General features: G+C 63.7%; 26 protein-coding genes. 9 read left to right on the top strand and 17 right to left on the bottom strand.

The genetic code is table 11. From position 1 onward, the window contains the following. Positions 1-138 precede the first annotated feature (138 nt). Positions 139-495, bottom strand: coding sequence for a DUF2794 domain-containing protein (locus tag KM135_RS01690; protein WP_221712160.1), 357 nt, complete (start codon positions 493-495; stop codon positions 139-141). Next, complete coding sequence (gene epsC, locus KM135_RS01685) at positions 495-1,196, bottom strand: serine O-acetyltransferase EpsC (RefSeq protein WP_221712159.1); 702 nt, start codon at positions 1,194-1,196, stop codon at positions 495-497. The genes KM135_RS01690 and epsC overlap by 1 nt, the downstream gene beginning before the upstream one ends. Positions 1,197-1,353: 157 nt before the next feature. Here epsC and KM135_RS01680 point away from each other — a divergent pair, with 157 nt between their 5' ends. Then, positions 1,354-2,127: a sulfite exporter TauE/SafE family protein gene (locus KM135_RS01680; protein WP_425516985.1), complete on the top strand. Its 774-nt coding sequence runs from the start codon at positions 1,354-1,356 to the stop codon at positions 2,125-2,127. Positions 2,128-2,166: 39 nt separating this feature from the next. Next, positions 2,167-3,093 carry a hydrogen peroxide-inducible genes activator gene (locus KM135_RS01675; protein WP_221712157.1) on the top strand — a complete coding sequence of 309 codons (927 nt, stop codon included), beginning with the start codon at positions 2,167-2,169 and terminating at the stop codon, positions 3,091-3,093. Between the two features lie 2 nt (positions 3,094-3,095). Here KM135_RS01675 and KM135_RS01670 read toward each other — a convergent pair whose 3' ends face one another. After that, on the bottom strand, positions 3,096-3,566 hold the full coding sequence (locus tag KM135_RS01670) for a MarR family winged helix-turn-helix transcriptional regulator (RefSeq protein WP_221712156.1): 471 nt from the start codon (positions 3,564-3,566) through the stop codon (positions 3,096-3,098). A 250-nt stretch (positions 3,567-3,816) separates the two neighbouring features. Here KM135_RS01670 and KM135_RS01665 point away from each other — a divergent pair, with 250 nt between their 5' ends. Continuing rightward, complete coding sequence (locus tag KM135_RS01665; RefSeq protein ID WP_221712155.1) at positions 3,817-4,254, top strand: organic hydroperoxide resistance protein; 438 nt, start codon at positions 3,817-3,819, stop codon at positions 4,252-4,254. A 113-nt stretch (positions 4,255-4,367) separates the two neighbouring features. On the opposite strand, the gene KM135_RS01660 is transcribed toward KM135_RS01665, so the two are convergent. The 4 genes from KM135_RS01660 to pgsA form a co-directional block, all read right to left on the bottom strand. After that, complete coding sequence (locus KM135_RS01660; RefSeq protein ID WP_221712154.1) at positions 4,368-4,808, bottom strand: hypothetical protein; 441 nt, start codon at positions 4,806-4,808, stop codon at positions 4,368-4,370. A gap of 76 nt (positions 4,809-4,884) precedes the next feature. Next, complete coding sequence (locus KM135_RS01655; RefSeq protein ID WP_221712153.1) at positions 4,885-5,334, bottom strand: molybdenum cofactor biosynthesis protein MoaE; 450 nt, start codon at positions 5,332-5,334, stop codon at positions 4,885-4,887. A 1-nt stretch (position 5,335) separates the two neighbouring features. After that, the gene (locus KM135_RS01650) at positions 5,336-5,596 is read right to left on the bottom strand and encodes a MoaD/ThiS family protein (RefSeq protein WP_221712152.1); all 261 of its coding nucleotides are present in this window, start codon (positions 5,594-5,596) and stop codon (positions 5,336-5,338) included. 3 nt (positions 5,597-5,599) lie between these two features. Beyond that, positions 5,600-6,166 carry a CDP-diacylglycerol--glycerol-3-phosphate 3-phosphatidyltransferase gene (pgsA, locus tag KM135_RS01645; protein WP_221712514.1) on the bottom strand — a complete coding sequence of 189 codons (567 nt, stop codon included), beginning with the start codon at positions 6,164-6,166 and terminating at the stop codon, positions 5,600-5,602. A gap of 155 nt (positions 6,167-6,321) precedes the next feature. On the opposite strand from pgsA, the gene KM135_RS01640 reads away from it, so the two are divergent. Beyond that, on the top strand, positions 6,322-7,650 hold the full coding sequence (locus KM135_RS01640; RefSeq protein WP_221712151.1) for an MFS transporter: 1,329 nt from the start codon (positions 6,322-6,324) through the stop codon (positions 7,648-7,650). A 69-nt stretch (positions 7,651-7,719) separates the two neighbouring features. Here KM135_RS01640 and KM135_RS01635 read toward each other — a convergent pair whose 3' ends face one another. Next, complete coding sequence (locus tag KM135_RS01635) at positions 7,720-7,911, bottom strand: hypothetical protein (protein ID WP_221712150.1); 192 nt, start codon at positions 7,909-7,911, stop codon at positions 7,720-7,722. 302 nt (positions 7,912-8,213) lie between these two features. Here KM135_RS01635 and KM135_RS01630 point away from each other — a divergent pair, with 302 nt between their 5' ends. From KM135_RS01630 to KM135_RS01620, 3 genes are read left to right on the top strand one after another with little or no spacing between them, the layout of a single operon-like run. Beyond that, positions 8,214-8,648, top strand: a complete 435-nt coding sequence (locus tag KM135_RS01630; RefSeq protein ID WP_221712149.1) for a hypothetical protein — start codon at positions 8,214-8,216, stop codon at positions 8,646-8,648. Continuing rightward, positions 8,584-10,221 carry a transferrin-binding protein-like solute binding protein gene (locus KM135_RS01625; RefSeq protein ID WP_221712148.1) on the top strand — a complete coding sequence of 546 codons (1,638 nt, stop codon included), beginning with the start codon at positions 8,584-8,586 and terminating at the stop codon, positions 10,219-10,221. Before KM135_RS01630 ends, KM135_RS01625 begins: the two co-directional genes overlap by 65 nt. Positions 10,222-10,252: 31 nt before the next feature. Then, the gene (locus KM135_RS01620) at positions 10,253-11,629 is read left to right on the top strand and encodes a surface lipoprotein assembly modifier (protein ID WP_221712147.1); all 1,377 of its coding nucleotides are present in this window, start codon (positions 10,253-10,255) and stop codon (positions 11,627-11,629) included. Between the two features lie 89 nt (positions 11,630-11,718). Here KM135_RS01620 and KM135_RS01615 read toward each other — a convergent pair whose 3' ends face one another. From KM135_RS01615 to KM135_RS01595, 5 genes are all read right to left on the bottom strand, one after another. Further along, complete coding sequence (locus KM135_RS01615) at positions 11,719-12,504, bottom strand: hypothetical protein (RefSeq protein ID WP_221712146.1); 786 nt, start codon at positions 12,502-12,504, stop codon at positions 11,719-11,721. Positions 12,505-12,536: 32 nt separating this feature from the next. Then, on the bottom strand, positions 12,537-13,292 hold the full coding sequence (locus tag KM135_RS01610) for a DUF2334 domain-containing protein (protein ID WP_221712145.1): 756 nt from the start codon (positions 13,290-13,292) through the stop codon (positions 12,537-12,539). Next, a complete protein-coding gene (locus KM135_RS01605) occupies positions 13,279-14,457 on the bottom strand; it encodes a glycosyltransferase (RefSeq protein ID WP_221712144.1) in 1,179 nt (392 codons plus the stop codon). The genes KM135_RS01610 and KM135_RS01605 overlap by 14 nt, the downstream gene beginning before the upstream one ends. 254 nt (positions 14,458-14,711) lie before the next feature. Continuing rightward, complete coding sequence (locus KM135_RS01600) at positions 14,712-15,236, bottom strand: DUF2141 domain-containing protein (protein ID WP_221712143.1); 525 nt, start codon at positions 15,234-15,236, stop codon at positions 14,712-14,714. Continuing rightward, complete coding sequence (locus KM135_RS01595) at positions 15,236-16,198, bottom strand: hypothetical protein (protein WP_221712142.1); 963 nt, start codon at positions 16,196-16,198, stop codon at positions 15,236-15,238. The genes KM135_RS01600 and KM135_RS01595 overlap by 1 nt, the downstream gene beginning before the upstream one ends. Positions 16,199-16,546: 348 nt before the next feature. Between KM135_RS01595 and KM135_RS01590 the strand changes: the two genes are divergently transcribed. Beyond that, complete coding sequence (locus KM135_RS01590; RefSeq protein ID WP_221712141.1) at positions 16,547-17,254, top strand: PEPxxWA-CTERM sorting domain-containing protein; 708 nt, start codon at positions 16,547-16,549, stop codon at positions 17,252-17,254. Positions 17,255-17,383: 129 nt separating this feature from the next. Here the strand turns inward: KM135_RS01590 and KM135_RS01585 are convergent, their stop codons facing one another. Next, positions 17,384-19,432: a TonB-dependent receptor gene (locus tag KM135_RS01585; RefSeq protein ID WP_221712140.1), complete on the bottom strand. Its 2,049-nt coding sequence runs from the start codon at positions 19,430-19,432 to the stop codon at positions 17,384-17,386. A 278-nt stretch (positions 19,433-19,710) separates the two neighbouring features. Here KM135_RS01585 and KM135_RS01580 point away from each other — a divergent pair, with 278 nt between their 5' ends. After that, positions 19,711-20,343 (top strand): PEPxxWA-CTERM sorting domain-containing protein, encoded by a 633-nt coding sequence (locus KM135_RS01580; protein ID WP_246605654.1) that lies wholly within the window; start codon positions 19,711-19,713, stop codon positions 20,341-20,343. Positions 20,344-20,566: 223 nt separating this feature from the next. On the opposite strand, the gene KM135_RS01575 is transcribed toward KM135_RS01580, so the two are convergent. The 3 genes from KM135_RS01575 to KM135_RS01565 all read right to left on the bottom strand — a co-directional run bounded on the left by KM135_RS01575 (position 20,567) and on the right by KM135_RS01565 (position 23,293). After that, on the bottom strand, positions 20,567-21,415 hold the full coding sequence (locus tag KM135_RS01575; RefSeq protein ID WP_221712138.1) for a hypothetical protein: 849 nt from the start codon (positions 21,413-21,415) through the stop codon (positions 20,567-20,569). 90 nt (positions 21,416-21,505) lie between these two features. Next, on the bottom strand, positions 21,506-22,306 hold the full coding sequence (locus tag KM135_RS01570) for a glutathione S-transferase family protein (protein ID WP_221712137.1): 801 nt from the start codon (positions 22,304-22,306) through the stop codon (positions 21,506-21,508). Between the two features lie 141 nt (positions 22,307-22,447). After that, on the bottom strand, positions 22,448-23,293 hold the full coding sequence (locus KM135_RS01565) for a beta-etherase (protein ID WP_221712136.1): 846 nt from the start codon (positions 23,291-23,293) through the stop codon (positions 22,448-22,450). Between the last annotated feature and the right edge of the window lie 102 nt (positions 23,294-23,395).

Here is a 23,395-nt window from a genome sequence, read left to right as displayed (position 1 = left end):
CAGTTTTGCGACGAAGTTAATACGACATACCTCTGCGTACTACTCTCTGCTCACGTCAGCCCCCTGCATCATGCGAAAGTCAATTTTATGGCGCCGGCGATCGCGCGCGGTGAACCGCCATTTCCGCGCGGCCGGCACCTAGTCTTCGACTATTTTCAGCAATCGACGCTCGACCGGCGCAAGCACGCCGGCCAACTCCTGCCCGCGGCGCAGCACCGCGCCTGTCTCTCCGATGAGCGCCCACATGCCCTGGCGATGACGCAACGACGGACGCTTTTCGATACGAAACTCAGGCCGTTCAGCCGCGCGGCGGAAAGCCGAGAAGATCGCGACATCGCGATTGAAATCGATCGCATAATCACGCCACTGGCCGGCGGAGACCATCCGGCCATAAAGGTCCATGATGCGGGAGAGTTCGAGCCGGTCGAAACCCGTCTGTGTCGGAGCGGCGGTTGAGCCTGAGTGCGAACGCGGAAACGGGGTGATGTTGCTCATCAGGCCGATGTGCGCGACGGGCTTTCAGGCTCCGCACTCCGTCCGGCGTCCCGCTCGGCGGCAAGTTCGGCCAGTCGCTTGCGCAGATTCTCGACTTCGCACTGGAGGATTTCGAGCTTTTGCGTTGCCGGATCGTAGGCCTCCGAGCAAGGGGTGCCATAAGGTACGAACGGCTTCTGATACTCCTTGGCGTCGATCAGCGTCGCGCGCGCCGGAATGCCGATCATCACCGCGCCTTCCGGCACGTCCTTGGTCACGACGGCATTGGCACCGATCCGGGCGCGCACGCCGACCGTGATCGGCCCCAGCACCTGACATCCCGAGCCGAGGATGGCGCCATCAAGAATCGTCGGGTGCCGCTTGCCGGCAATGCCATTGGCCGGATCGGTACCGCCCAGCGTCACGCACTGGTAGATAGTGACGTCGTCGCCGATGTCGGCCGTTTCGCCGATGACCGTGAAACCATGATCGATGAAGAAATTCTTCCCGATCTTCGCGCCGGGGTGAATGTCGATCGCGGTCAGGAAGCGCGAGAAGTGATTGACCAGCCGGGCCAGGAAATAGAGGCGGGCGCGAAACAGCCGGTGCGCGACGCGATGAAGACCGAGTGCCCATACGCCGGGATAGATCAGAATCTCCATGCGGGACCGCGGCGCGGGATCGCGCGCTTTGATCGAATCGAGATAGGACAGAAGTCCCATGGCGCGGCGCCTCTGCATTGATGACAAGAGCCGCTATCTAGTGCTTGCGCCCGGAAATTTCCATAGCGTTGCGCTGGTCAACTGTCCCAGGACAATCTACTTGCATTCTCTCGGCTCCTTCGTATTTGTCCATCGGATTAATTGAGAAGGATTGAATGTGGCTGAAGGCTGGGTCGAGTTCCTGCAGACATTGCTGCCGTTCATCCTCGTCGGTTTTGGCGCCCAGATCATCGATGGCGCGCTCGGCATGGCCTATGGCGTCATCTCCAGCAGCCTGATGCTGGCGCTCGGCGTGCCGCCCAAGGCGGCTTCGGCCAGCGTCCATGCCGCCGAGACCTGCACCACGGCCGTGTCCGCAATAAGCCACGTGCTTCACCGTAATGTGGACTGGAAACTGTTCTGGCGCCTGATGGTGCCCGGTGTCGCGGGCGGTGTCGCGGGCGCCTATTTCCTGTCCAACATCGATGGCGATCTCGTGAAGCCCTGGATCCAGGCCTATCTCGTCGGCATCGGCCTCTGGCTGCTTTGGCGCGGGTTCAGATATCCGCCCAAGCCGCGCGATGCCCGCTTCGTCGCGCCGCTCGGCCTTGTCGGCGGCTTTCTCGACGCTACGGGCGGCGGCGGGTGGGGACCGGTGGTCACCTCCAATCTCCTCATCCAGGGCTCCGCGCCGCGCTACACGATCGGGACCGTCAACACGGTCGAGTTCTTCCTGACGCTGGCGATCAGTGCGACATTCCTGGTGCATCTGGGCTGGGAGACATTCACCACGGTGACGATCGGCCTGCTCATCGGCGGCGTCATCGCCGCGCCGATGGGCGCCTGGGTCGCCCGGCATGTCCCGGCCAAGCCGCTGATGATCATGGTTGGCTTCATCCTTACCCTCACCGCTGGCTATGGCGCGTTGCGCTCGCTTGCATTGATCGGTTAAGTCACTTATTTCTTCTCGAACCATCGGGAAGGACGATCAATGTCGATCTACATGCCCACGCTCAAACAGCTCCAATATCTGGTGGCGCTGAAGGAGCATGGCCATTTCGGACGGGCGGCCGACGCCTGTTTCGTGACCCAGTCGACGCTCTCGGCCGGCATCCGCGAGCTGGAATCGCTGATCGGCGTCACTTTGGTCGAGCGCACCCGCCGCATCGTCCGCTTCACAGCGCTCGGCGACCGCATCGTCGAGAAGGCGCACCGCGTGCTGCGCGAGGCGGAGGAGCTGGCGGCGATCGCGCAGGCTTCCGGCACGCCGCTGGCGGGCGAGCTGCGCATGAGCGTCATCCCGACCATCGCGCCGTTCCTGCTGCCGAGCCTGCTGCCCCGCCTGCGCGCCGAGCGGCCCGCCTTGCAGCTCTATCTGCGGGAAGAGACCAGCCACACCGCGCTCGACAGCCTGCGCCACGGCCATGCCGACTGCGTGCTGCTCGCGCTCCCCTTCCCCTGCGGCGATGTCGAGAAGGAAGTGCTGTTCGACGATGCGCTCTTCGTCGCCTTTCCAAAGGACGATCCGCGCGATCCGCCCGCGCAGATTACGCCCGACATGATCGACGGCAACCGGCTGCTCCTGCTGGAGGACGGCCATTGCCTCAAGGAGCATGCGCTCGCCGCCTGCAACCGGGCCGAGCTGCGCAGCGAGGCGACGATCACCGGCACATCGCTGCACACGCTCGTTCAGATGGTCGATAATGGGCTGGGCCTTACCCTGCTGCCCGAAATGGCGATCCGTGGCGGCATCCTCGCCAATACGGACATCGTCGCCCGGCCGATCCGCTCGCCCAGTGCGCATCGCGAGATCGCGCTCATCTGGCGCCGCAATTCGCCGCGCGAGGCCGACTTTCGGCTGATGGCGGACATTCTCCGCAATGCTGCCGTCCGGCAGCGCGAGGCGGTCGCAGCCTGACATCAGTCGCGTTGACTCGCGCGCAGATTGTCGCCGAGCTTCATCAGGCCCTGCTGGAGCGCACCGAGTTCTTCGATGCTCATGCCCGTCGCCTTGAGGATATCGGTCGGGACGCAGGCAATGCGATCGGCAAGGCCCCTGCCCTGCGCCGTCAGGGAGACACGCACGACGCGCTCGTCCGCGCTGTCGCGCTGGCGCGTCACCAGCCCGGCGGCTTCGAGGCGCTTGATGAGCGGCGTCAGCGTGTTCGACTCGAGGAACAGCGCGTCACCAAGCTCGCTGACCGCCTGTCGGTCGCGGTGCAGAAGCGCGACAATGACGAGATATTGCGGATAAGTCAGGCCGAGATCGTCCAGAACGCTCTTGTAGAGGCGATTGAACGCCAGGCTGGTCGAATAGGCGGCAAAGCAGAGGAAGCGGTCGAAGGGCCCGGCATCCTCGCTTTTCTGCGGCTCTTGAGCTGAAAGGGTCATGCTCTGCGGCTCCTAACTTCACTAACTTCGCGCATATGCGCCATGTGGACGAACAAAAATGTTTAATTTCAATATCTTGATTACATAAAAATTACCAAATGCTGCGCCTGTAGGACAGCGAAAACCAATATATATCGCACACGATTAAATCGCAAGGTTGACATCCGAAGGCAATTCACCTAGATAAATCGTACACGATTTAATCGTGATCGATTTTAACTCCGCTCGACGACCCTGAAAGGACCCAGACATGACCAGCAAGATCCTCTACTCGACCAGCTCCACCGCGACCGGCGGCCGCGACGGCAAGGCCCGCACTGCGGACGGCAGCTTCGAAGTAACGCTCGGCACGCCCAGGGAACTGGGCGGCAACGGGCAGGGCAACAATCCCGAGCAGCTGTTCGCCTCCGGCTATGCCGCCTGCTTCCTCGGCGCGCTGAAGTTCGCCGCCTCGCAGAACAAGGACCTCGCCCGCGTCCCCGCCGACACGACCGTGACCGCGACGGTCGGCATCGGCCCGCGCGCCGACAAGGGCTTCGGCCTCGCCGTCACGCTCGACATCGCGCTGCCGGGTGTGGAGCATGACGCCGCCGAAGCGCTGATCGCCGAAGCCGACACGATCTGCCCCTATTCGCACGCGGTGCGCGGCAATATCGATGTGCAGTTGAAGGTGGCGGAACTGGCCTGAGTTGGACACCGATGAGCGGGCGACCTAGAGTCGCCCGTTTGTGCGTTTAATGTGCGCGAGTATGAAAGGTACGCTAATGATGGGCGAAAACATGACTTGAGGTAGTAAACTCCTTAACAGCCCCGCTCCCCGATCTGCTCAACAACCTGCCGAATTTCCGGTTCTATGAAGAGTCGCTCACGCATGAATAGCAGTACACTTTCCCTGTCTTCCTCGGAGAGAGAAACAATCAGATTTATGAGAAATGGACGATAGTATATGGCAGCTCTGACGATAATATCATCAGCATGATCCGGTGCCCTGTCACATATTCTTGCGACCTCTTCTCCGAGAACACAGAAATAGACTTGATCTTCGGCTAGTGACAGCCTTTCATTCACGCTCTCCTGTGAACCGAAATCGTCAATCGGTAGAAAAGTATCGAATAGGGCGCGAGTGAGTTCTTTCGATAGGGGGGAGGCGATGGATTCGACAGTCTCGACGAAAAGGTTTTCCTCAACCTCCGAGCGCCGCCACATCGTAGCGCGCAGCCTATCGATAATTTCGGAATCCATATCCACAAAGCTTCCTACACGGAAATAGCAGAGCACCACACGCACGCAATTGGTCGGCTTAGGTCCTCAGCCGGCCCTAGCGCCACTTCTCCGCTCGCGCATCGTCGGCACCTTGCGCCTCGACCCATCCCCGCGAGCCATCGCGGCGGAGTTCCTGTTTCCAGAACGGTGCCGAGACCTTCAGCCAGTCGATGAGGAAAGCGCAGGCTTCCAGCGCGGCGACGCGGTGTGAGGAGACCGTGCCGACGAAGACGATGCGGTCGCCGACCTTCATCGTACCGTGGCGGTGAATGACGGTGACGCCGAGCAGAGGCCAGCGCGCAGCCGCCTGTGCGACGATCTCCTCGATCTGGCGCTGCGTCATGCCGGGATAATGATCGAGATGCAGCGCTTCCAGCCCGCCATCGTTGCGCACGAGGCCGGTGAAGCTCGCCACGGCGCCGCTGGGCAGCGCCTCCAGCGCGGCGAGTTCCGCGCCGGGATCGAAATCCTCGGTCGAGACGCGCACGCTCAGCACGGCGGGCATGTCAGCCGCCCGTGACCGGCGGGAAGATCGCCAGCTCGCTCGCCTCGCCGATCTCGGTATCGAGCGGCACGAAGCGCTGATCGAGTGCCGCGCGCAACCTCGACCGCTCGGCAAAGGCGGCAGCGTGCGCCTCATCGGCCGCGCCGAGCGTATCGAGCAGGCTTGCGATGGTCGCGCCAGCGGCGGGCCGCTCCACCACTTCCTCATCCTGCCCGATGCGCTCGCGCACCCAGGCGAAGTAGAGAATGCGGAGCGACGCCATCGCTCAGGCCTTCATGTGCTTGAGGCCGACGCGCAGATAATCCCAGCCGGTGATGAGCGTGATGACCGCCGCCGCCCAGAGTGTCACCAGCCCGGTGATCTTCACGAAAGCGAATTGAGGCACGCCGCCCGCCAGGATCAACGCGCCCAATGAGATAAGCTGGAAAGCGGTCTTCCACTTGGCGAGACGCGAGACCGGCACGGAGATGCGCAGGCCGGCGAGAAACTCGCGCAGACCCGAAACCGCGATCTCGCGCAGAAGGATGACGAGCGCGGGCACGATATGCTGGCCCTGAATATCCCCCGTGGAGCACAGGATGAGGATCACCGCACCGATCATGATCTTGTCGGCAATCGGATCGAGGAAGACCCCGAGCCGGGAAACGGTGCCCTGCGCGCGGGCCAGATAGCCGTCGAAATAATCGGTGATGCCCATCAGGCAATAGAGCGCGAAGGCCAGCAGATAGCCGAGGCGCCATTCATGCCCGGTCTCGGCCGGCCAGAGCAGCGCCACGAGCAGCGGCACCGCGAGAATGCGGGAGAGCGTCAGGATATTGGGCAGGAGCATCAACACGGCGAGGATTGGCCTGCCACAGGCCGGGCGGGCAGACAAGAGGCTGAAACCGGGACGAATGCCGCAACGATGCCGTCTTTTCTCTGACTCATTTCACGGCTAGAAGGCCCGCGCGGCGCATGGACAGCCGCGCCACAAGAGTTGATGCACTTATGCAGGCATCCCTGCGATTACTGGCGCACCGGAAGTTTCTCCCACTCTTCGTCACACAGTTTCTCGGCGCTTTTAACGACAATCTGTTCAAGACGGCGATGATCCTGTTCGCGACTTATGTCGTGTTTCAGGATCCGCAGCAGGAGAGCTATTTCAACGCCATCGCGACGGGCCTGTTCATTCTGCCCTTCTTCCTGCTCTCGGCGCTTTCGGGACAGCTGGCCGACAATATCGACAAGGCGCGCATCATCCGCGTCGTAAAGCTCGCCGAGATCGTGATCATGGTGTTCGGCGCGGCCGGGCTGCTGATGTCGCAGAGCTATCCGATGATCGGCGTCGGCCTCATGCTGGTTGCGGTGGCGGCCATGGGCGTCCACTCGACCTTTTTCGGCCCGATCAAATACGCCATCCTGCCGCAGCATCTGGAGCCCGACCATGTGCTCGGCGGCACGGGGCTGGTCGAGGCGGGCACCTATATCGCAATCCTTGCCGGCACGATCGTCGCCGGCTGGATCAATCCGGCGACGGCCGCGATCGCCGTGCTCGTCATCGCCGTCATCGGCTATTTCTCCGGCCGCATGGTACCGCCCGCGCCGCGCGTCGGTCCGCCGCTGGTACTCGATTACAACCCGTTCCGCGCTTCCTGGCGCCTGATCTATGCCACGATGCACATCCGCCGGCTGTTCCTGGCGATCATGTCGATCAGCTTCTTCTGGATGGTCGCGACGGTGCTGATCATCATCTTCCCGCCGATGGTGAAGAACGATTTCACGGCCAGCAAGGAAGTGGCGAGCATGTTCCTCGCGATCTTCTCGGTCGGCGTCGCGGTCGGCTCGGTCGCGATCAACCGGCTGCTGCAGGGCCATGTCTCGGCGCGCTATGCGCCCATCTCGGTGATCATGATGGCCGCCTTCGTCTGGTTCTTCCAGTTCGTCTCGGAAGGGTGGACACAGGCGCCGGCCGGCGCGCTCTACACCGTCTCGGACTTCCTGGCGGCGCCGCACAGCTGGCGCATCCTCTTCGCCCTGTTCGGCATCGCCGTGTTCGGTGGCATGTTCGTCGTGCCGCTCTATGCTTTTCTCACCACCACCGTCCGCAAGGACGAGACGGCGCGGACCGTGGCGGCCAACAATGTCGTCAATTCGGGCGCGATGGTGTTCGGCGCGGGTGTGATCCTGGCGGCGACCGGCGCCGGGCTCAGCACGCAGCATGCGCTGCTGATCGTTTGCGGCATGTGTTTCGTCTGCGCCTTGCTCGCCATCAAGCTGCAGCGCGCCTGCGAGAAGGAAGGCCATGTCTCCCGCCCGCAGCAGGAACGGGTGGGCTGACCGTCAAACCTCTTCGATTTCGGTAAGTTCCGGGCATCAGATCACGCCTGACGACGCCGGTGCGCTCGCTCAGGCGATGAACGTGTAAGCCACCGTGAAGAAAGCCGCAAAGCTCAACAGGAAGAGCTTCCAGTCCTGATCGTCCGACCGCGCGGCGCGCGGGGCCGGCTCCTTCGCCGCGTCGACGAAGACGTGGCGGGCGAGACTGCGCCGGAACGGATGCCGGGCTTCCTCATGCGTCAGGACCAATGTTCGTTTCATGACCGCAAGAGTTACCGGGGCGTTAACGAATTGAAAAGGTTAAAACAAGGTTAACGGAAAGCTGCGCCGTTCCGGGACAGGCACGCATGCATTTCATGGCCTGATCTCACTCGGCTCGGCGTGCGGCGACGTCTCGGACGGGTGGAAAATGGGGCGCGGTAACTTTTCCTAAAGCATGATGTGGGCAGGGTTCGGATCGACAGCGCACCGGCGTGCGCCCGCAAATCCGGAGTTTCCGAGACCATGGTTCGCAACAGGCATTGGGCCGCCCCCACCCTTTTCCTCCTGCTTAGCACCACCGCTTGCGGTGGCGGCGGCGGAGGCGGTGTAGGCTCGACGCCGACACCGGCCGGATCGCCCACTCCTACTCCTACTCCTACTCCTACTCCTACTCCTACTCCTACTCCTACTCCTACTCCTACTCCTACTCCTACTCCTACTCCGACGCCGACGCCGACTCCGACGCCGACGCCCACGCCAACCCCGACACCGACACCGACGCCCACCCCGACCCCGACACCGACACCGACACCAACGCCAACGCCAACGCCAACGCCAACGCCAACGCCAACTCCGACGCCGACGCCCACGCCAACCCCGACGCCCACGCCTACCCCGACACCGACACCAACACCGATCACGCCGAACGTCACCGGTCCGAACAGCAGCCTGATGGGAACGCTCCAGACCGAGACGTTCACCAGCAACGGTGCCAATGCCTCCGGCCGCTTCTATGACGACGAGCGTCCGGTGGAGAATGGCACGGCGGGCGCCGGCGCGCTCACCATCGCCTATGATGCCGGCACGCAGAGCTACACGATCACGACTGCGGGCCGCACCGCAACGTTCGCGCCGGCGGATCTCGTCGGCTCCGGTTCACCGGATTTCGTCAGCTACGAGAAGATCGGCGCGACCAGCGAAGCGCTCACCATGACGCGGCCGGGCACGAGCGGCGCGCTCACCTATCGCTATGTATCCGGCGGCGCCTGGGAGCGCGCCACGATCTCCGGCGATCAGCTCGACTTCAGCTATGACCCCTTCACTTATGGCGTCGAGACGCCCGACAATGCGCTCGTGCGCAGCGGCACCGGCCTTTACGCCGTGAGCCTGGTCGGCGCCCGCGCAATGGACGCCCCCTATGCGATGGCCGGCAGCGGCACGATGCAGGTCGATTTCCTGGGCGGATCGCTCACCAGCAGCGGCGTGCTCACGAGCATCGACGTGGAGACCGGGCTCATCAAGAGCATCGGCGTCTATTTCGGCTCCGGCGCGCTTTCGAGCACGACGAACGATTTCACCGGCGCCTTCTTCATGGATGACGGCAAGCGCTTCACCGGCGGGTGGGACGGGCGCTTCTACGGCCCCGACGCCGAGGAAGTCGGCGCCACATGGTATCTGCGCAGCGCGGATGGCGAAGCGGCGGCCGGCTATCTGATCGGTCGCGAGGACGCGACCGTCGCGGGCCTCAACACGACGCTGACGGCGCTGGTCTATGACGACCTGTTCGAGCATCAGTTCAGCCAGGTCGGCTTCACCGATCTCGGCACGGGCAACAGCGCGACGGGCTTCGACGATCTGCGCGCCGAGGCCGAGCTTCGCTATGCTGCCTCCACGCAGAGCTATCGTTATGTGGACAGCGCGCGCAGCATCGACACGAGCTTCACTCCGGCCAATCTGGTCGCGGGCGAGACGACCGATGCGCTCGCCGTCTATCGGATGACCGCGATGGACGGCCTCACCTACAAGCTCTCGCTCAACAAGGCGGGCAGCGGCAACTCGACCATCGCACTCACTTATGCGAGCTTCGGCCACTGGGAACGGCTGCAGGCGGCGGGCAGCGACAAGCTCGATCGCTGGTTCACCTATGGCATCCGCACCAACGGCTTCCAGATTCCCAGCGGCACCGGCACCTATGTCGGCATCATCCGCGGCACGGCGAACCGCTTCAACGGCGGCGCGCTCTACTCGCTGGCCGGAACCGCGAATTTCGCCCTCGATTTCGGCAACAGCAGCTTCACCGGATCGATCAGCCCGGTCGGCACGAGCCTCGCCGATGGATCGACGCGCAATTTCGGCAGCTTCACCTTCGCCCGCGGCGCGATCGACCTCGATGCCGGCCTGAATGCCGACATCGTGAACGGCAGCAATGCCTATCTGGGCTATTTCCAGGGCGCGCTCTACGGCCCGACCGCATCGGAAATCGGCGGCAGCTTCGGCATGCAGACCGAGAACACCGATAGCGGCTCGGCCCCGGGCGCCAATGCGGCTTATCTGACCGGCGTCATCGTGGGCACACGCACGGGAAATTGAACCGACCCCGCCATCTCGGCTAGGAAGTCCCATGATTCGCCGCCCGGCAACCAGAGCCCGCCTGCTTGGCGGACTGGCGCCCCTGACCATTGTCCTCGCCATCGCCCTCTCGGCGCCGGCGCTGGGCCAGGAGTCGGCGGGGCCGCAGGTGTCGTCCGACGGCACCGCCCTCACCGGCCTGAGCGCCGCCCAGCTGTTCGACATTGCCGATCAGGCGCGCGTGGCCGGTCGCCTGGCCGATGCCGAGGCGATCTACAGGGCGCTGACGCAGGATGCCGCGCAGGAGATCCGCTCGGAGGCGCGCTTCCGGCTCGGCATGATGCTCTCGGACCAGAAGCGCTATCAGGACGCCGCGCTGGCTTTTCGCGCCATTCTCGACGAGCAGCCGGAGGCGACGCGCGTCCGGCTGGAACTGGCCCGCGTGCTCGCCGCCATGGGCGACGAGGGCCGCGCCCGGCAGCAGCTGCGCCAGGCGCAGGCGGCGGGCCTGCCGCCGGAGGTGCAGCAGGTCGTGAATCGCTTCGCGTCGGCGCTCCGCTCCAACAAGAGCTTCGGCGGCAATTTCGAAGCCGCTTTCGCGCCTGATACCAATCTGAACCGCGCGACGCGCTCCAAGACGCTCGATACGGCCCTCGGCGAGTTCACGCTCTCGGACGATGCGCGCGAGCAATCGGGCCTCGGTTTTCACCTGACTGGTCAGATCTATGCCCGGCTCGGCCTCGGCGGCAATTTCACGCTGGTTCCGCGGGTTTCTGGCGATGGCACATTCTACGGCAAGAGCCAGTTCAACGATCTTGCGGGCAGCGCGCTGATCGGCGTCGAATGGCAGTCGGGCGGCGACCGGATCATTCCCTCGGTGGGCCGGACCTGGCGCACCTATGGCGGCAACGCTTATTCGCGCACGACGAGCGCAGACCTGCGCTGGACGCATCGGCTGGGGCAGCGCGCCCAGTCCGACATCGGCCTGTCCTATGCGCGGACACATTATATGCGCAACGCCCAGCAGGACGGCGACCTGTTCGGCCTGACCGCCAGCATCGAACGGGCACTCAATGCACGAGCGGGTGTCGGCATCAGCCTGAGCGGCCAGCGGCAGACGGCGGCAGACCCGCAGTTCGCGACCACGTCAGGCGGCGCGACCCTGCTGGGCTGGCGGGAGGCGGGACGGATGACCTTCTTCGCCAACGCAACGGTGCGGCGGCTGGAATCCGACGCGCCCTATCTGCTCACGGGAACGCGCCGCAAGGAATGGTTTCTGCGCGGCGGCATCGGCGCGACTTTTCGGCAGATCGAGGTCGCCGGCTTCTCGCCCGTGCTGCGCTTCGCCTATGAGCGTAATATCTCGTCGGTCACCTTGTTCGACTATCGCCGCGCAACGGTCGATGTGGGGATTACGCGGGCGTTTTAGGCAGGCTAAGTTTTTGGCCGATCAGGATAGTCCGGCAGCGTTCCATCTGCGAATCAGCCAATTTCGCAAAGGAAGAGCATCGTTCCGTCTCAGTAGATGATCGCGATCCGGCGGCCGTCCCAACTTGCGATGGGGTTACCATTCGCGTCTATCGCCGGTTTTGAATAGCGAACCCGCTTCATGAAGGAAGAGCAGATCGCGACATCCAGTTCGACCTTTCCAGAACTGGAAACCAGCTTACAACGTGACGGCTGACCATTGGTGTCAACTCGCCAGATCACGAACGGCCGGTAGAGCGCTCGATCGCTCCGTGAGCGCGGCAAATCGGCTTCGTCAAACCAAATCTTGGGATTCGGTGATGGGATAGCACGAGTGAAAGAATATCCGACCTCTGCAGGATCGATATCCAGCTGTTGAAGGTATTGCGATCGACAGGCGTTCAGCAAATTTTGCCCATCGGTGAGGCCGTCGGGCGATACCACTCTTCGGCCATCGGCAGTTTTTAGGCCAAGCCCACTAAAGGAAACAGACTTCGCCCAATCCCGGGAAAGCCTGACCTCCACATCATAACGCTTGCCCGACAACTTTCGCGAAGTGAAGCTCGGCTTGGGAACTCGCATGGGCTCGCTCGCAACTTCGTAAGTTGGCTCTCCCATTGTCTTCCATCCAACGCCTGATACAGGAGCAGAAATCGTCACCTTGAAATAATTGAACACGATGTCCCAAGAGATCGACGTGACCTCGACCTCATCGGCGGAAACGCTGCCATTCCGTTGAACTATGCAGTGCCCATCATGATATGCCGCATCCCAGTTTTCTACGTGGGTCTCCGGTGGCGTAGCTGTCACCAACGCAAACATAACGAACGAGAACATCTTCACTTTCCCCCAATGTTTGCCACGACGGCTCAGCCGCCGGTCAGCAATTCCGCATACCGCCCTGGCCGGTGACTACGCGCAACCTTGGCCAGCGCGCCGCTGATGCTGCGCAGGAGCGCGGGGACGCCGGTGTCGCCGGGATGCACGGCGATGCGGGCGACGGGCATGCGGCGGAGCAGCGGCGGCAGCGCGGCGGCTGCGAACAGGGATGAGGCGATGCGGGGCTTGCTGCGGCTGGCCCAGGTGAGCACCGGTCCCTTGGCAAGCGGCGCATCGGGTGCGGCCGGCTTCCAGATGCGCCAATGATCCTCGGCCAAGGCAAAGCCGGCGCGCGCCATGGCGGCATGGGCGCCGGGGCCGTAGAGCCACGCCGGGGCAATGAAGCCGGTGACCGGGCGGCCGATGATATCCTCGATCAGCGCGCGGCCTTCGGTCATGCGGCGATAGGCGGTCTCTTCGTCGAGGCCGAGAAACTCGCCTTCCGACGCCGTCATATGCTTCGCCTTCATGCGCGCGGCGAAGCTCTCATGCTCGGAGGTGTCGCGATGATACCAGCCATGCACGAACATCTCGCTGCCCGCCTCCGCCCAGGCGCGCAGGCGCGCGGCGAAGGGCGTGCCGGCCTTGAGTGGCGCCTCGCCCCAATGATCGGGCACGACCAGCATGGCGAGGCTTTCGACCGGGACGTGGGCACCGAGATGATCGCGCAGGGCATCGACCTGCGCTTCGGAACGCGGGCCAACGTCGTGGATGGACGTCAGCAGCAGGCGGTCAGGCGGCGACATGCGGGATCGTCACTTGCTGGCGGGCATAGAGGTCGAACAGGCTCTCGAAATGCGCTTCCATGGTCGGGACACTCGCCGCCGTCGCGGTGGCGCGCCAGCGCGCGCCCTGCGGATCGCCCGCCAGAAAATCGGCAATCGCCGCGGCCAGCGCCGCGCCGCTGCGTGCGCGGTAGCGCGCGCCCTGCCCTTCGACGAACTGGTCGCTGGCGCCGCCTTCGTCCGGCACGATGATCGGCAGGCCGCTGGCCTTGGCTTCCGCCGCGACCATGCAGAATGTCTCCGCCTCGCAGCCATGGACCAACGCATCGGCACTGGCGAGGATGGTCGCGAGGTCCTGTCGGTCAGTCACGGGCGCGGCGAGATGGATATGCGGATTGAGGCCGGCGGCGCGCACGACGCGCGATCGCTCGCGCCCGTCGCCGAACAGGATGAGGCCAATCGGCCGCTGATAGGCGGCCGCCGTGACCGCATCGAACACCATCGGCCAGCGCTTCTCGCTCGCATGGCGGCCGAGCGCGACGAGCAGGGTCGCCTCCGGCCCGAGACCGCATCGCTGGAGCAGCCGCGCACGCAAATCGGTATCGCGCCGGGCCGGATCGAACAGGCCTTTCTCGACGCCCATCGGGATCGTATGCACGCCGGTCATACCGCCCTCGATCAACCGGGCGCTGAGGCTGGGGCTAGCGCTGATCACCAGCTCGAAGCTTTCGTCGAGCTTGCGCAGATGCCGCCAGAACCAGTCGAAGCCCTTGTCGATCATCTCCCGCGAGGCGACATGGCCGAACCAGCGATAAGCATAGGCCGAGAGCGGATCGGCATGCATGATGAGCGCGCGCGGCACATCGGCTTCCCAGCGCGCCACCATGGACGGGCTGCCCCAGGGCGAGGAGCATTCGACGAAATCCGGCCGCAACTCATCGAGCGCGGCATGCAGCGCGGGCTCGTCCTGGAAGTAGCGATAGCGCCGGTCGAGCGGGAAGAAGGGCGCCTTGACGGTGCGTATCGATCCGCCCGGTGCCTCATGGATGACGCCGTCGCTTTTGCCGGGCGCGAGGATGATGACCTCTTCCCGTCCGGGGCGCGCTGCCGCCAGCTTGCGCTCGACATAGGTCTTCACCCCGCCGCCATGGGGCGAATAGAAGGCGCAGACATCGACGATGCGCATCAGGGTCAGACGGAACGGGTCATGAAGGTCACGACCCGACCCCTAGCGCGTTTCGGCAGCCGAGGGAATCGTTCCGCTTCCAGGCATGCGCATTCTCCGCCGCGCGAAGTCCGAACAATCCTCCCCGGTGGGAGAGGTGGCAGCCCGCAGGGCTGACGGAGGGGGTCTGCGACAGCGCACGGCCGGGCCACCCCCTCCACCACCGACCTGGCTGGTTGGCGGTCCCCCTCCCCGTTCCGGGGAGGATTTGATCTCTATCGGTTGACGGGACCGAAGCTGAAGAGGCCCCTGCGATATTGCATGGTGACGTTAATCCGCGTCGGCCCGTTGCCCGCGACCGCGGCGGCGCTGCGCCATTTGGGCTTGGACCAGCCGAGCTTGGGATCGGTCGGGAAGCCGACGCCATCGGTCGACAAGCCGAACTTACGATTGGCATCGCGGTCATGGAGCAGGCTCAAGGTCCAGGTTCCGGCCGAGGGCGCGCGCACGCACAGGACGACGGGGCCGGTCGCCGGCACGTCCATCTCCACCCGGCGGAACGTCTTGCCGGCAGCGACGAGCTTGTTGTCGTCCTGCAGGAAATCCTCGTCATTGGGCGGATAGAGCTCGACCTTCACCCGGCCCTGACGGTCCTTGAGACCGACAAGGTTGATGAGAAAGGACGGCCCGCTCTCATTGGGGCGGCAGCGACCCTCGGCAGTGCCGAGATCGGGCGTGGAAGGAATGGCCTTCACCGTTCCGGCGGCAGCGGCCAGAGCGAGAAGCATGGTCATGGACATCAGCTGGATTTCTCCCTGATGAGACCGGTCACGCCGAACACGAGACCGATCACGAAGTGAGCTGCCACCGTCAAGGTGGCGAGCAGGAGCATGGCATGTGACACCTCGGTGTCACGGCCGACGAAGAAAGTTGCGAGACTGACGAAAATCACGTCCTTGTTGGGCAGGAACGGCAGGCGCGAGAGCAATTGCCGCATGGTCGCCAGCAACAGCCAGTAGGTGAAGCTGATGCCCGGCAGGATCAGGTGCCAGAGCAGGCCGCTCAGCAGCGCATAGGAGAAGATGCGCACGAAATGGACATTGGCGACGAACCAGAGATCGCTCGCGGGCAGCGTGAACAATTGGCGGCGCAGCAGCAGGAACAGGATCGAGGTGCCCATCACGAAGGCGATCGACCAGGCGAAGGTGTTGCTCGAGATGCCGAGATTGAGCTGGCCGATCATCGGCGCGGCGAGCACGACCATCAGGATCGTCGAGATGTTGCCGGTGAGCGCGGAAAGGATCGTCACATCCTTGATCGCGCCGAACGGCGAGGCAATGCTGGTCACATGCCGCTTGGCCCAGGCATAGAAATAGACCTCGCCCAGGTAACCCAGCAGGATCTCGTTGCTGACATATTTGCGCAGCAGCGCGCCCATGCCGGAAAAGGGAAGCTGCCAGAGCCGGCGGAACATGATCCAGTCCGTGAGCGGCGCCTGAAAATAGCTGAAGAGGAAGACCAGCCAGAACAAGAGCGAGGTCGGCATGAGATCGCCGACCTTGCTGAAGTCCATGTCGCGCAGCTGCCAGACCGCTCCCGCCAGTAGCAGAATCGACACAGCCGGACCGAAATAGCTCGGCCAGTTTCGGCTTTTCTCGACCAGCGGCTTGGGATCGATGAACCGGCCGACGCTGGCGCCGGCAGCCGCCGCTGCATTGGGGGCATCGCTGCCGGGCGCGACCAATTCCCCGCCTTTATCCATACAGTCATTCCCGATCAGCAGCTTCAAACAGTCGCTTGCCCCCGCAGCGGGGGCGTATGTAGTCATTTTCACACTGGTCCGCTAGGCAATGATTGTGGCCGTATCTGGACCATGGCGTGGCGCGGGTGAACGGGACATGGCTGAGTCGGGCGAGGTTGCGAAAGAGCCTGCACTCGTAGCCGGGGCCGTTGATTTGCTCCGGCCATCGGCTCGAAAATCCCGATCTGTGCCGCATCGGAACGGCAAAGATGACAGTTGCCGTTAGGAAGATGAAGAATGTCTTCACCGCGTTGACGTCGCGGTCCGCCTCGCTCTTCCTCCTGCCAGCTCATGTGGGAGGAATGAAAAATGCGCACTATTTTGGGGAATGTGGCGATGCTGGCCGCGACGGCAATGAGCATGCCTGCCTCGGCGGCTTCGCTGCTGACCAACGGCAGCTTCGAGCAGGGCCCGGCCCTCAATGTTCAGGGCTATAATCGCGGCGGCCTGCCGACCAGCTGGTCGTCCTCTCCAGGCTGGGAAACGCCGGACATTCTCGGCAGCGGCTATCATCAGACGGGCGCGGGCTTCGCACAGTTGCTGGGACCCCAGGACGGCGATCGCTATCTCGACATGAATGGAGCGAGCCCGACCGGTGCCATCCGCCAGACCGTTTCCGGTCTGACGGGGGGATCGTTGCTGAAGCTCAGCTTCTGGAGTGGCAGCTGGGCGCAGAACAGCTCGGGCAATCTGACCGCCTATCTGGTGGACGCCGCCAACATGGCCGTGCTGGCCAACAAGAGCATCGATTATCCCTATAATCCTGGCGCGACGACCAGCCAGTGGACGCAATATTTCCTGAGCGCAGTGGTGCCGGTTTCCGGACAGGTCAGCGTCGTCTTTTCCGGCAACAGCGGCTCGAGCGCGCGCGGCGCGCCCGGCCTCGATAATGTCGCGCTCGTCGCCGTGCCGACGGCTGTACCCGAGCCGGCGAGCTGGGCGATGATGATCGGCGGTTTGGCGTTCGTCGGCGGAGCTTTGCGCGGCCGCCATAAGGCGCGCGCCGCGACCGCCTGAGAAGCGCCGCCGAATCCGACGGACTATCGCGTGAACTCCTTCCCTTCAGAGGGCTCAGCACGGCTGTCGGCCAGGAAGCACGCGGGTTGTCCCCGTGTTCGCCCCATGTCGACCGAAACGCGAGATAGCCTATCCGAAGCTGTGCTTCACCGTGATGTAACCGAGCACATGGGTGCTGCGGAGGCGGTCCTCGTGGATCACCGGGTCCGGCGACCGGCGATCCGGCGTGTAGAAGTCGCGCCCGCGACTGACGGCCGCGTCCGTCAGGTTGCGCGCCCCCAGCACGACCGTCCATTTCGACGTGGGGCGATATTCAACGAAAGCGTCGAGCTGCGGCATGAGGCCGACGAGCTCATCCGTCTCGTCACGGCGATAGTTCGTATACGAGGTGTTGCCCTCCAGTTCGAGGCCCCAGGCGAAGCGGCCGAGATCCTGACGGAAGTTCGCCGTGAAATAGAACAGCGAATTGCCCGAGAAGGGCCGCTTCCGGAGCGTATAGGGGTCCCGCACGGACGTCTCGACATAGGACCCGTAGAGGCTGAGTCGCCCGCCGGTCACGCCCACGGTGCCGAGCGGCAGATCGAGATTGCCGCGCACGATGAACTCCGTGCCGCTGCCGAGATTGCCCGGCGCATCGAAACCCTGCGGCGTCGGGACGCGGTCCTGCACGAGAGAGACGGCATTATAGCCGACGTCCAGCTTGACGCGGCCATCGCCCAGCACCGGGCGATCGACGCTGGCGAGAAATTCCCACGCACGCTGCGGCAGCAGCTCGGCGTTGCCGCCATTGACCCGGTCGCTGCCAAGATCGGCACCGCTGATGAAATCCTCGAAAGCGAGCTGCGCGACCGTGCGCTGGGCCGTGAACTGACCGTGCCAGACGCCCGACCGCCAGTCGATCGTCGCCTTGGGCTTTAGGAACTGCAGCGAGCGCTTCGCCTGCGCGTCGCCCGTGACGGTAAGGCGCGAGGCCTCGTAAGTGACGCCCAGATCGAGCCGGATGCCGCGCGTCAGCGCGCGCCCGGCATTGGCGAAGACCTCGCCGCGATATTCCTTCACCACGGCATCGTCGATCGGCAGATCGACTGCGGTCTTGTTGCCCGCGCCGTCGGTCTGCACGAGATTGACCTTGCTCTCCAGCCGGTTGAGCGCGCCTTCCGCGCCGAACTCGACGGTCCAGCCGGCAAGCTTGGGATGCGTCCAGCTAAGCCGCGCGACACTCTCCTCGCGCCAGTCCTTCTGGTTCTGCGAGACGCCGCCGAGCGCGGTTCCGGTCGTCGTCATCAGCGTCGCGATGTCGTCGCGATCGCGCTTGCGGCGCGTGATGAGTCCGACCAGCTTGATGCCGCCGCCGGCGAGCGGGCGCGTGACGTCGCCGCCCAGTTCGATCGTGCGGGCGTAATAATTGTTGTAGAGCGTGTCGTCGCGCTCGGGCGCGCCGCGCGGGATCACATGACTGGTCTGGTTGAGGATGAACGCGCCGGCGCCGTAGCTCGCATTGAGATGCGCACTGCGATTGTTGCCGTCCTCCAGCGCCCAGCTCACCGAGCCGGTGGCATAGGGTTCCTTGATCCGGTTCATCTTGATGCGCAGCTCTCGCTCCGCACCACCCGGCAGATCGGTCAGCCGGTCGGTGCCGTTCTCCGTGGTCGCGTTCGCGCGCAGATTGACAGCCACGTTAAAGGTGGACGGGCCTCGCCGGATGAGCGCGGACGCGCTGCCTTCCGGGACGATCGCTCCGGTGAACTCGCGGTACAAGGTCGCCTCGGCCGTGCCGGCGAGTCCGCCGGCACCGGACAGGACGATGTTCACGACCTGCGGCTTGCCGGCATAGTCGGACCCGAACTGCTCGCCCGAGGCAAGCTCGACACGCAGCACGCTGGAGGCGGGGATGCGCGTCAGCACGGTTTCCAGCGTCTCGCTCTTCGAACTCGGGCGCTGGCCGTTGATCACGACATTGCCCGCGGCCTGGCTGAAGCCGCGCACCTCATCGTCGCCTTCATCGAAGGTGAAACCCGGCACGCGCTCGACGATCTGCAAGGCGTTGGCGGGCGAAAAGGGCTGGAAGAACGCAGCCTCATAAACGAGCCGACCGTTGGCATCCGTCTGCTGTGCATATGCGGCTTGCGCCGACAGCGATATCGCCAATGCGGCGATCAGGGCAACGCGGCCTCCCACAAATCCCTCCTCCATATCGATCGGACGATTTGCCGACCGCGCGCCGCCATGGCTACGCGGCGTAGCGGCACCAATGCAAGGTCTGTTGGGGTGTGGAAACACACGACGCCGCATGCCGTTGCCGTGGAGCGACAGTCTGTCCGAATTGCCGTTACGTCACCGGTGAAAAGCAACGGCTCGTCTCGCGGACGGCGACGATCGCCCGGCGCGGGAATATGGTTAACGAAACCAGAAAAGTCGGTCGCATCGAAACAGAACCAGACACGTGGGAGTTAAGGATGCGCACTTTGAAAGCGACCGCCCTCGCGGCGGCTACCGCCTTTGCCCTTTCGTCGGTCCCGGCCAACGCCACGGGCAGCCTGTTCTTCATCATCGACGGCGACACATTCAGCCAGCCCTATTCGATCACGAACAATAGCGACGCCGGTGAGACGGTCGTCGGCTTCGGGATCACGCTGATCGCGCCGTTCGGCTTCGATACCGTCAACGGCGGCTTCGGCATCGACAATTCGACGGCTTTCGCGCCGGTCGGCGGCACCGACGTCACGACGGGCTATACCGGTCCGGGCGTCTTTGCCGATGGCGCCACGAGCATCGCCTTCACCTTCAACGACTTCGACGCGGGTGAGAGCTTCATCTGGAACATCGACGTGGATTCGCCCTCGACAGCGACGATCTTCGGCAATGAGCTGATCGGCTCCGCCGTCTATGTCGATTTCAGCAACGGCCTGCGCGGCTCCGGATTCCTGGAAGCCGTGCCGGGCAACGATGACGCGGCGCAGTTCGTGATCCGCGTCTTTTCGCCGACCCCGGCCATACCGGAGCCGGCGACCTGGGGCATGATGATCGCCGGTCTCGGGGCCGCCGGTTACGCGATGCGCCGCGCGCGCGCCAAAGTCGCCTTCGCCTGATCGATCATCGGGCGAGCCCCAGTGAAGAGGGGTCCGGCGATCTGCTCGCCGGGCCCCTTTCCGTTTTGAAGAGATTTGTTTTCGTGATGTCCGAGCCGCCCGATTATGCCGTCTGGCGTGAAATTGCACAAGTTGGGAACCAGTGAATTGGGCCAATCTCGCGCCGGCTTTCGGACATCGTGGTGTGGGGCAGAGCGTGTGAAATGGGGTGATGAGCGGACCTTCACCGTGCGTCGATTGGCTCCAATCGCAGAAAACGTGGAAGGGGAAAGCCAGATAGGTGCGAAGCCAATGTCGCACCCACTTCCTCATAGGTGAAGGTATCATCTAAGACAGAGTGACCAGTTGCCGCAGAGTCATTCCGAACTGCTCTGTAATGTTTATCCGGCCTACCCTTGCGAACCTCAAGAACATATTCCGCATCTCGGCAAGCTGTTTGAATGTAATTCTGTGATCCGGTCTCAATTATCAAAAAATCTCCATTCCCTACACGCATTAACGCGCTTTGGGCGGCCTCCTGCGTTACTGGGGTATCAAGATGGTCACCGTTCAAAATCAGTCGAAATCCCTCTCGAATATCGAGACCGCCTCCCGTCGATTTAGGGCGAGCAGCGGAGGGGGTGAGGTTCTTGCGCAAGAAGCGCTCAAGCGGTTCGGCATCCTTCCGCTGTTTGTGCGCAGACCAATAGACCACTGGGCCACCAACGAGGAACAGCAACGCTATGACTAACAGCCGCCCAAATGAGGCTTGCCCTTCAGAAATCATCATGAAGACCAGCCAAGCCATCATCGGGATCAACAACGTGAACGTCACTACGCCGTTTAGGTCTGACCCCGTCCTGCCTTTCACGCGAGTGCCGGAATTGTCGGCTGAGATGAGACCAAACAACATTGGCCCGTACCGGTCAAAAGCGCTGAACCATAGGCATATGAACGGCCCGACGATCCACCCGCGAGCGCCGTTCTTGGCGTCGAATACTGTTGTCTTCTTCGACCGAATTGCCGCCTTTGCCTCCGTCGGAGTAAGTTCCGAGGTGATTTCGAAACGGTGTCCGAAAGGTTGGAACGTCAAGTGCTCTTCCTATAGTCCCTCAGCAGGCCACGAGAGTGACATGGCATCGCTATGTCCGCAATGGCGTCGGGTCCGGACTGTCCGCTTTTATCAGGCGGCGGCCGGGGCCAACCCAAGCTCCGCGTCGGTCGCGGCATGGCCCCATTTGTCGCGAGGCGGCATCGGCCGTGTGCGCCAGTCGAAATCCGGCGAGAAGCTCGAGATGGCGCGGCCTTCCGGAATGCGTCCGTTTCCGCCGCCCTGGCTGTAGTCGTAGTACAGCTTCAGCAGCTCTTCCTTGCTGCGATATTGCGCGGCGTGATGCGACAAGCAGGCCTCGCGCCAGCGCAGCACGCGGTCATATTGGGCCGGCACGTCGTAGCCCTCGTAATAATCGAGGAACCAGAGCCGCTTGAACATCGGCGTGAAGGCGACTTCCGCCCAGCCGAAGCGATCCTCGAACAGGAAATCCTTGCCCGTCGCATAGCGCTTGAGGAAGGTATCGACCTTGCCAAATTCGGCATCGACCGCCGCGCGCATCTCGTCGCGCTTGGTCTCGTCGCGATTGAGGATCATGCGATAGCCCGCGCCCGAGAACAGCCCGGACAGCTCCGCCAGCATGCCCTCGACCGCATGCTTGTACGGGTCGCTATGCTGCACGGCCGGCTCGGGATAGCGCTGCTCCAGATAGCGCAGGATGACCATGCTCTCCTTGAGGCTCTCGCCATTCTCGACATCGAGCAGGGGCAGCGCGGTCGTGCCGCCGCTCTTGGCGAGCAGCCAGTCCGGGCGCGGCTTGGAGATGTCGATCTCGACATCCTTCATCGCCAGGCCCTTGAGCTCCAGCATGATCTCGACCCGCTCCGAAAAGGGGCAGCCGGGGATATGATAGATGGTCAGTTCCTGAGGCATGCTGTCGTCCTTTGCCTTAGCCCTCCTCTTCAGGAGGGGTTGGGGTGGTGCTGGACGATGCCGTGAGATCGCTACGCGAGCGATGCTGGCGCATCGCCACCACCCCTTACCCCTCCTCTGAAGAGGAGGGGCTATTCTTTGCTATTCCGCCTTGGCGTCCACGCGCTCCGGCATCTTCGTCGCCTGCGGGCCGGTATTGACCCGCTGGCCGCCCGCGCCGGCGGGGCCGGTCTGCCTGGCGAACGGCTCGGGATCGCCCTCGCGCAGCTTGAGGCCGAACAGCGGGTTCATGCCGGGATGCCGGCCAAGGCCGCCGAACAGATCGAAGCCGCGATCCAGCCAGTCGCGCAGCGGATCATCCTCGACCAGCGGCGGCGTGCGCGCGACCGAGGCGGTCCAGAGGAACACGGCCAGCGCCGAATAGTCGGCGAAGTTCGGCGTATCGCCGCCCAGCCACTTGGTCTCGTTCAGGATCTTGCGCAGCGGCTCCAGCGTCGGCGAGACGAGCGGCAGGCGATCCTCGCGCCCGGCCTGCACATCCTCCAGCTTCTGGCCGCCCAGGAACCACTGCTCGCGGCTCCAGCGGACATAGTCGCGGTCCTGCGGCAGCGAGAGGTCGTGATAATCGAGGATGTAGCAGCGGAACCACGGACCGATCGCCGTCGCCCACAGCCAGTTGTCCAGGAACTTCATGAGGTTCTTCTGGGTCGGCCCCTCGAAGAGCATCGGCCGGTCGGGATATTTCTCGTCGAGATATTCCGCGATCACCCAGCTGTCGAGCACCCACTCGCCATCATCGACGATGACGGGCACGCGCTCCGAACGGCCACCGGTGCGCTCGGCGATGCCGGTGAAGCCGCCGGGCACGATGTCGATGTCGAAGCCCTTGTGCGCCAGCGCATATTTGGTGCGCCAGACATAGGGACTGATCGTGCAGCCGCTTTCGAGCTGCAGATCATAGAGGGTGATGGTGTTGTTCTTGGCCATGGCTCAGCCTTTCCGTTCTTGAGGATCCTCCCGTGCAAAGGGAGGGGGACCGCCAGCGCAGCTGGTGGTGGAGGGGGCGTCAGGCGTAACGCTGCCTCGCAG

It is taken from the genome of Sphingobium xanthum, assembly GCF_019737615.1.
Lineage (GTDB): Bacteria > Pseudomonadota > Alphaproteobacteria > Sphingomonadales > Sphingomonadaceae > Sphingobium > Sphingobium xanthum.
Note: the sequence above shows the minus strand (reverse complement) of the source record. Positions and strands in the feature narration are given on the sequence as shown.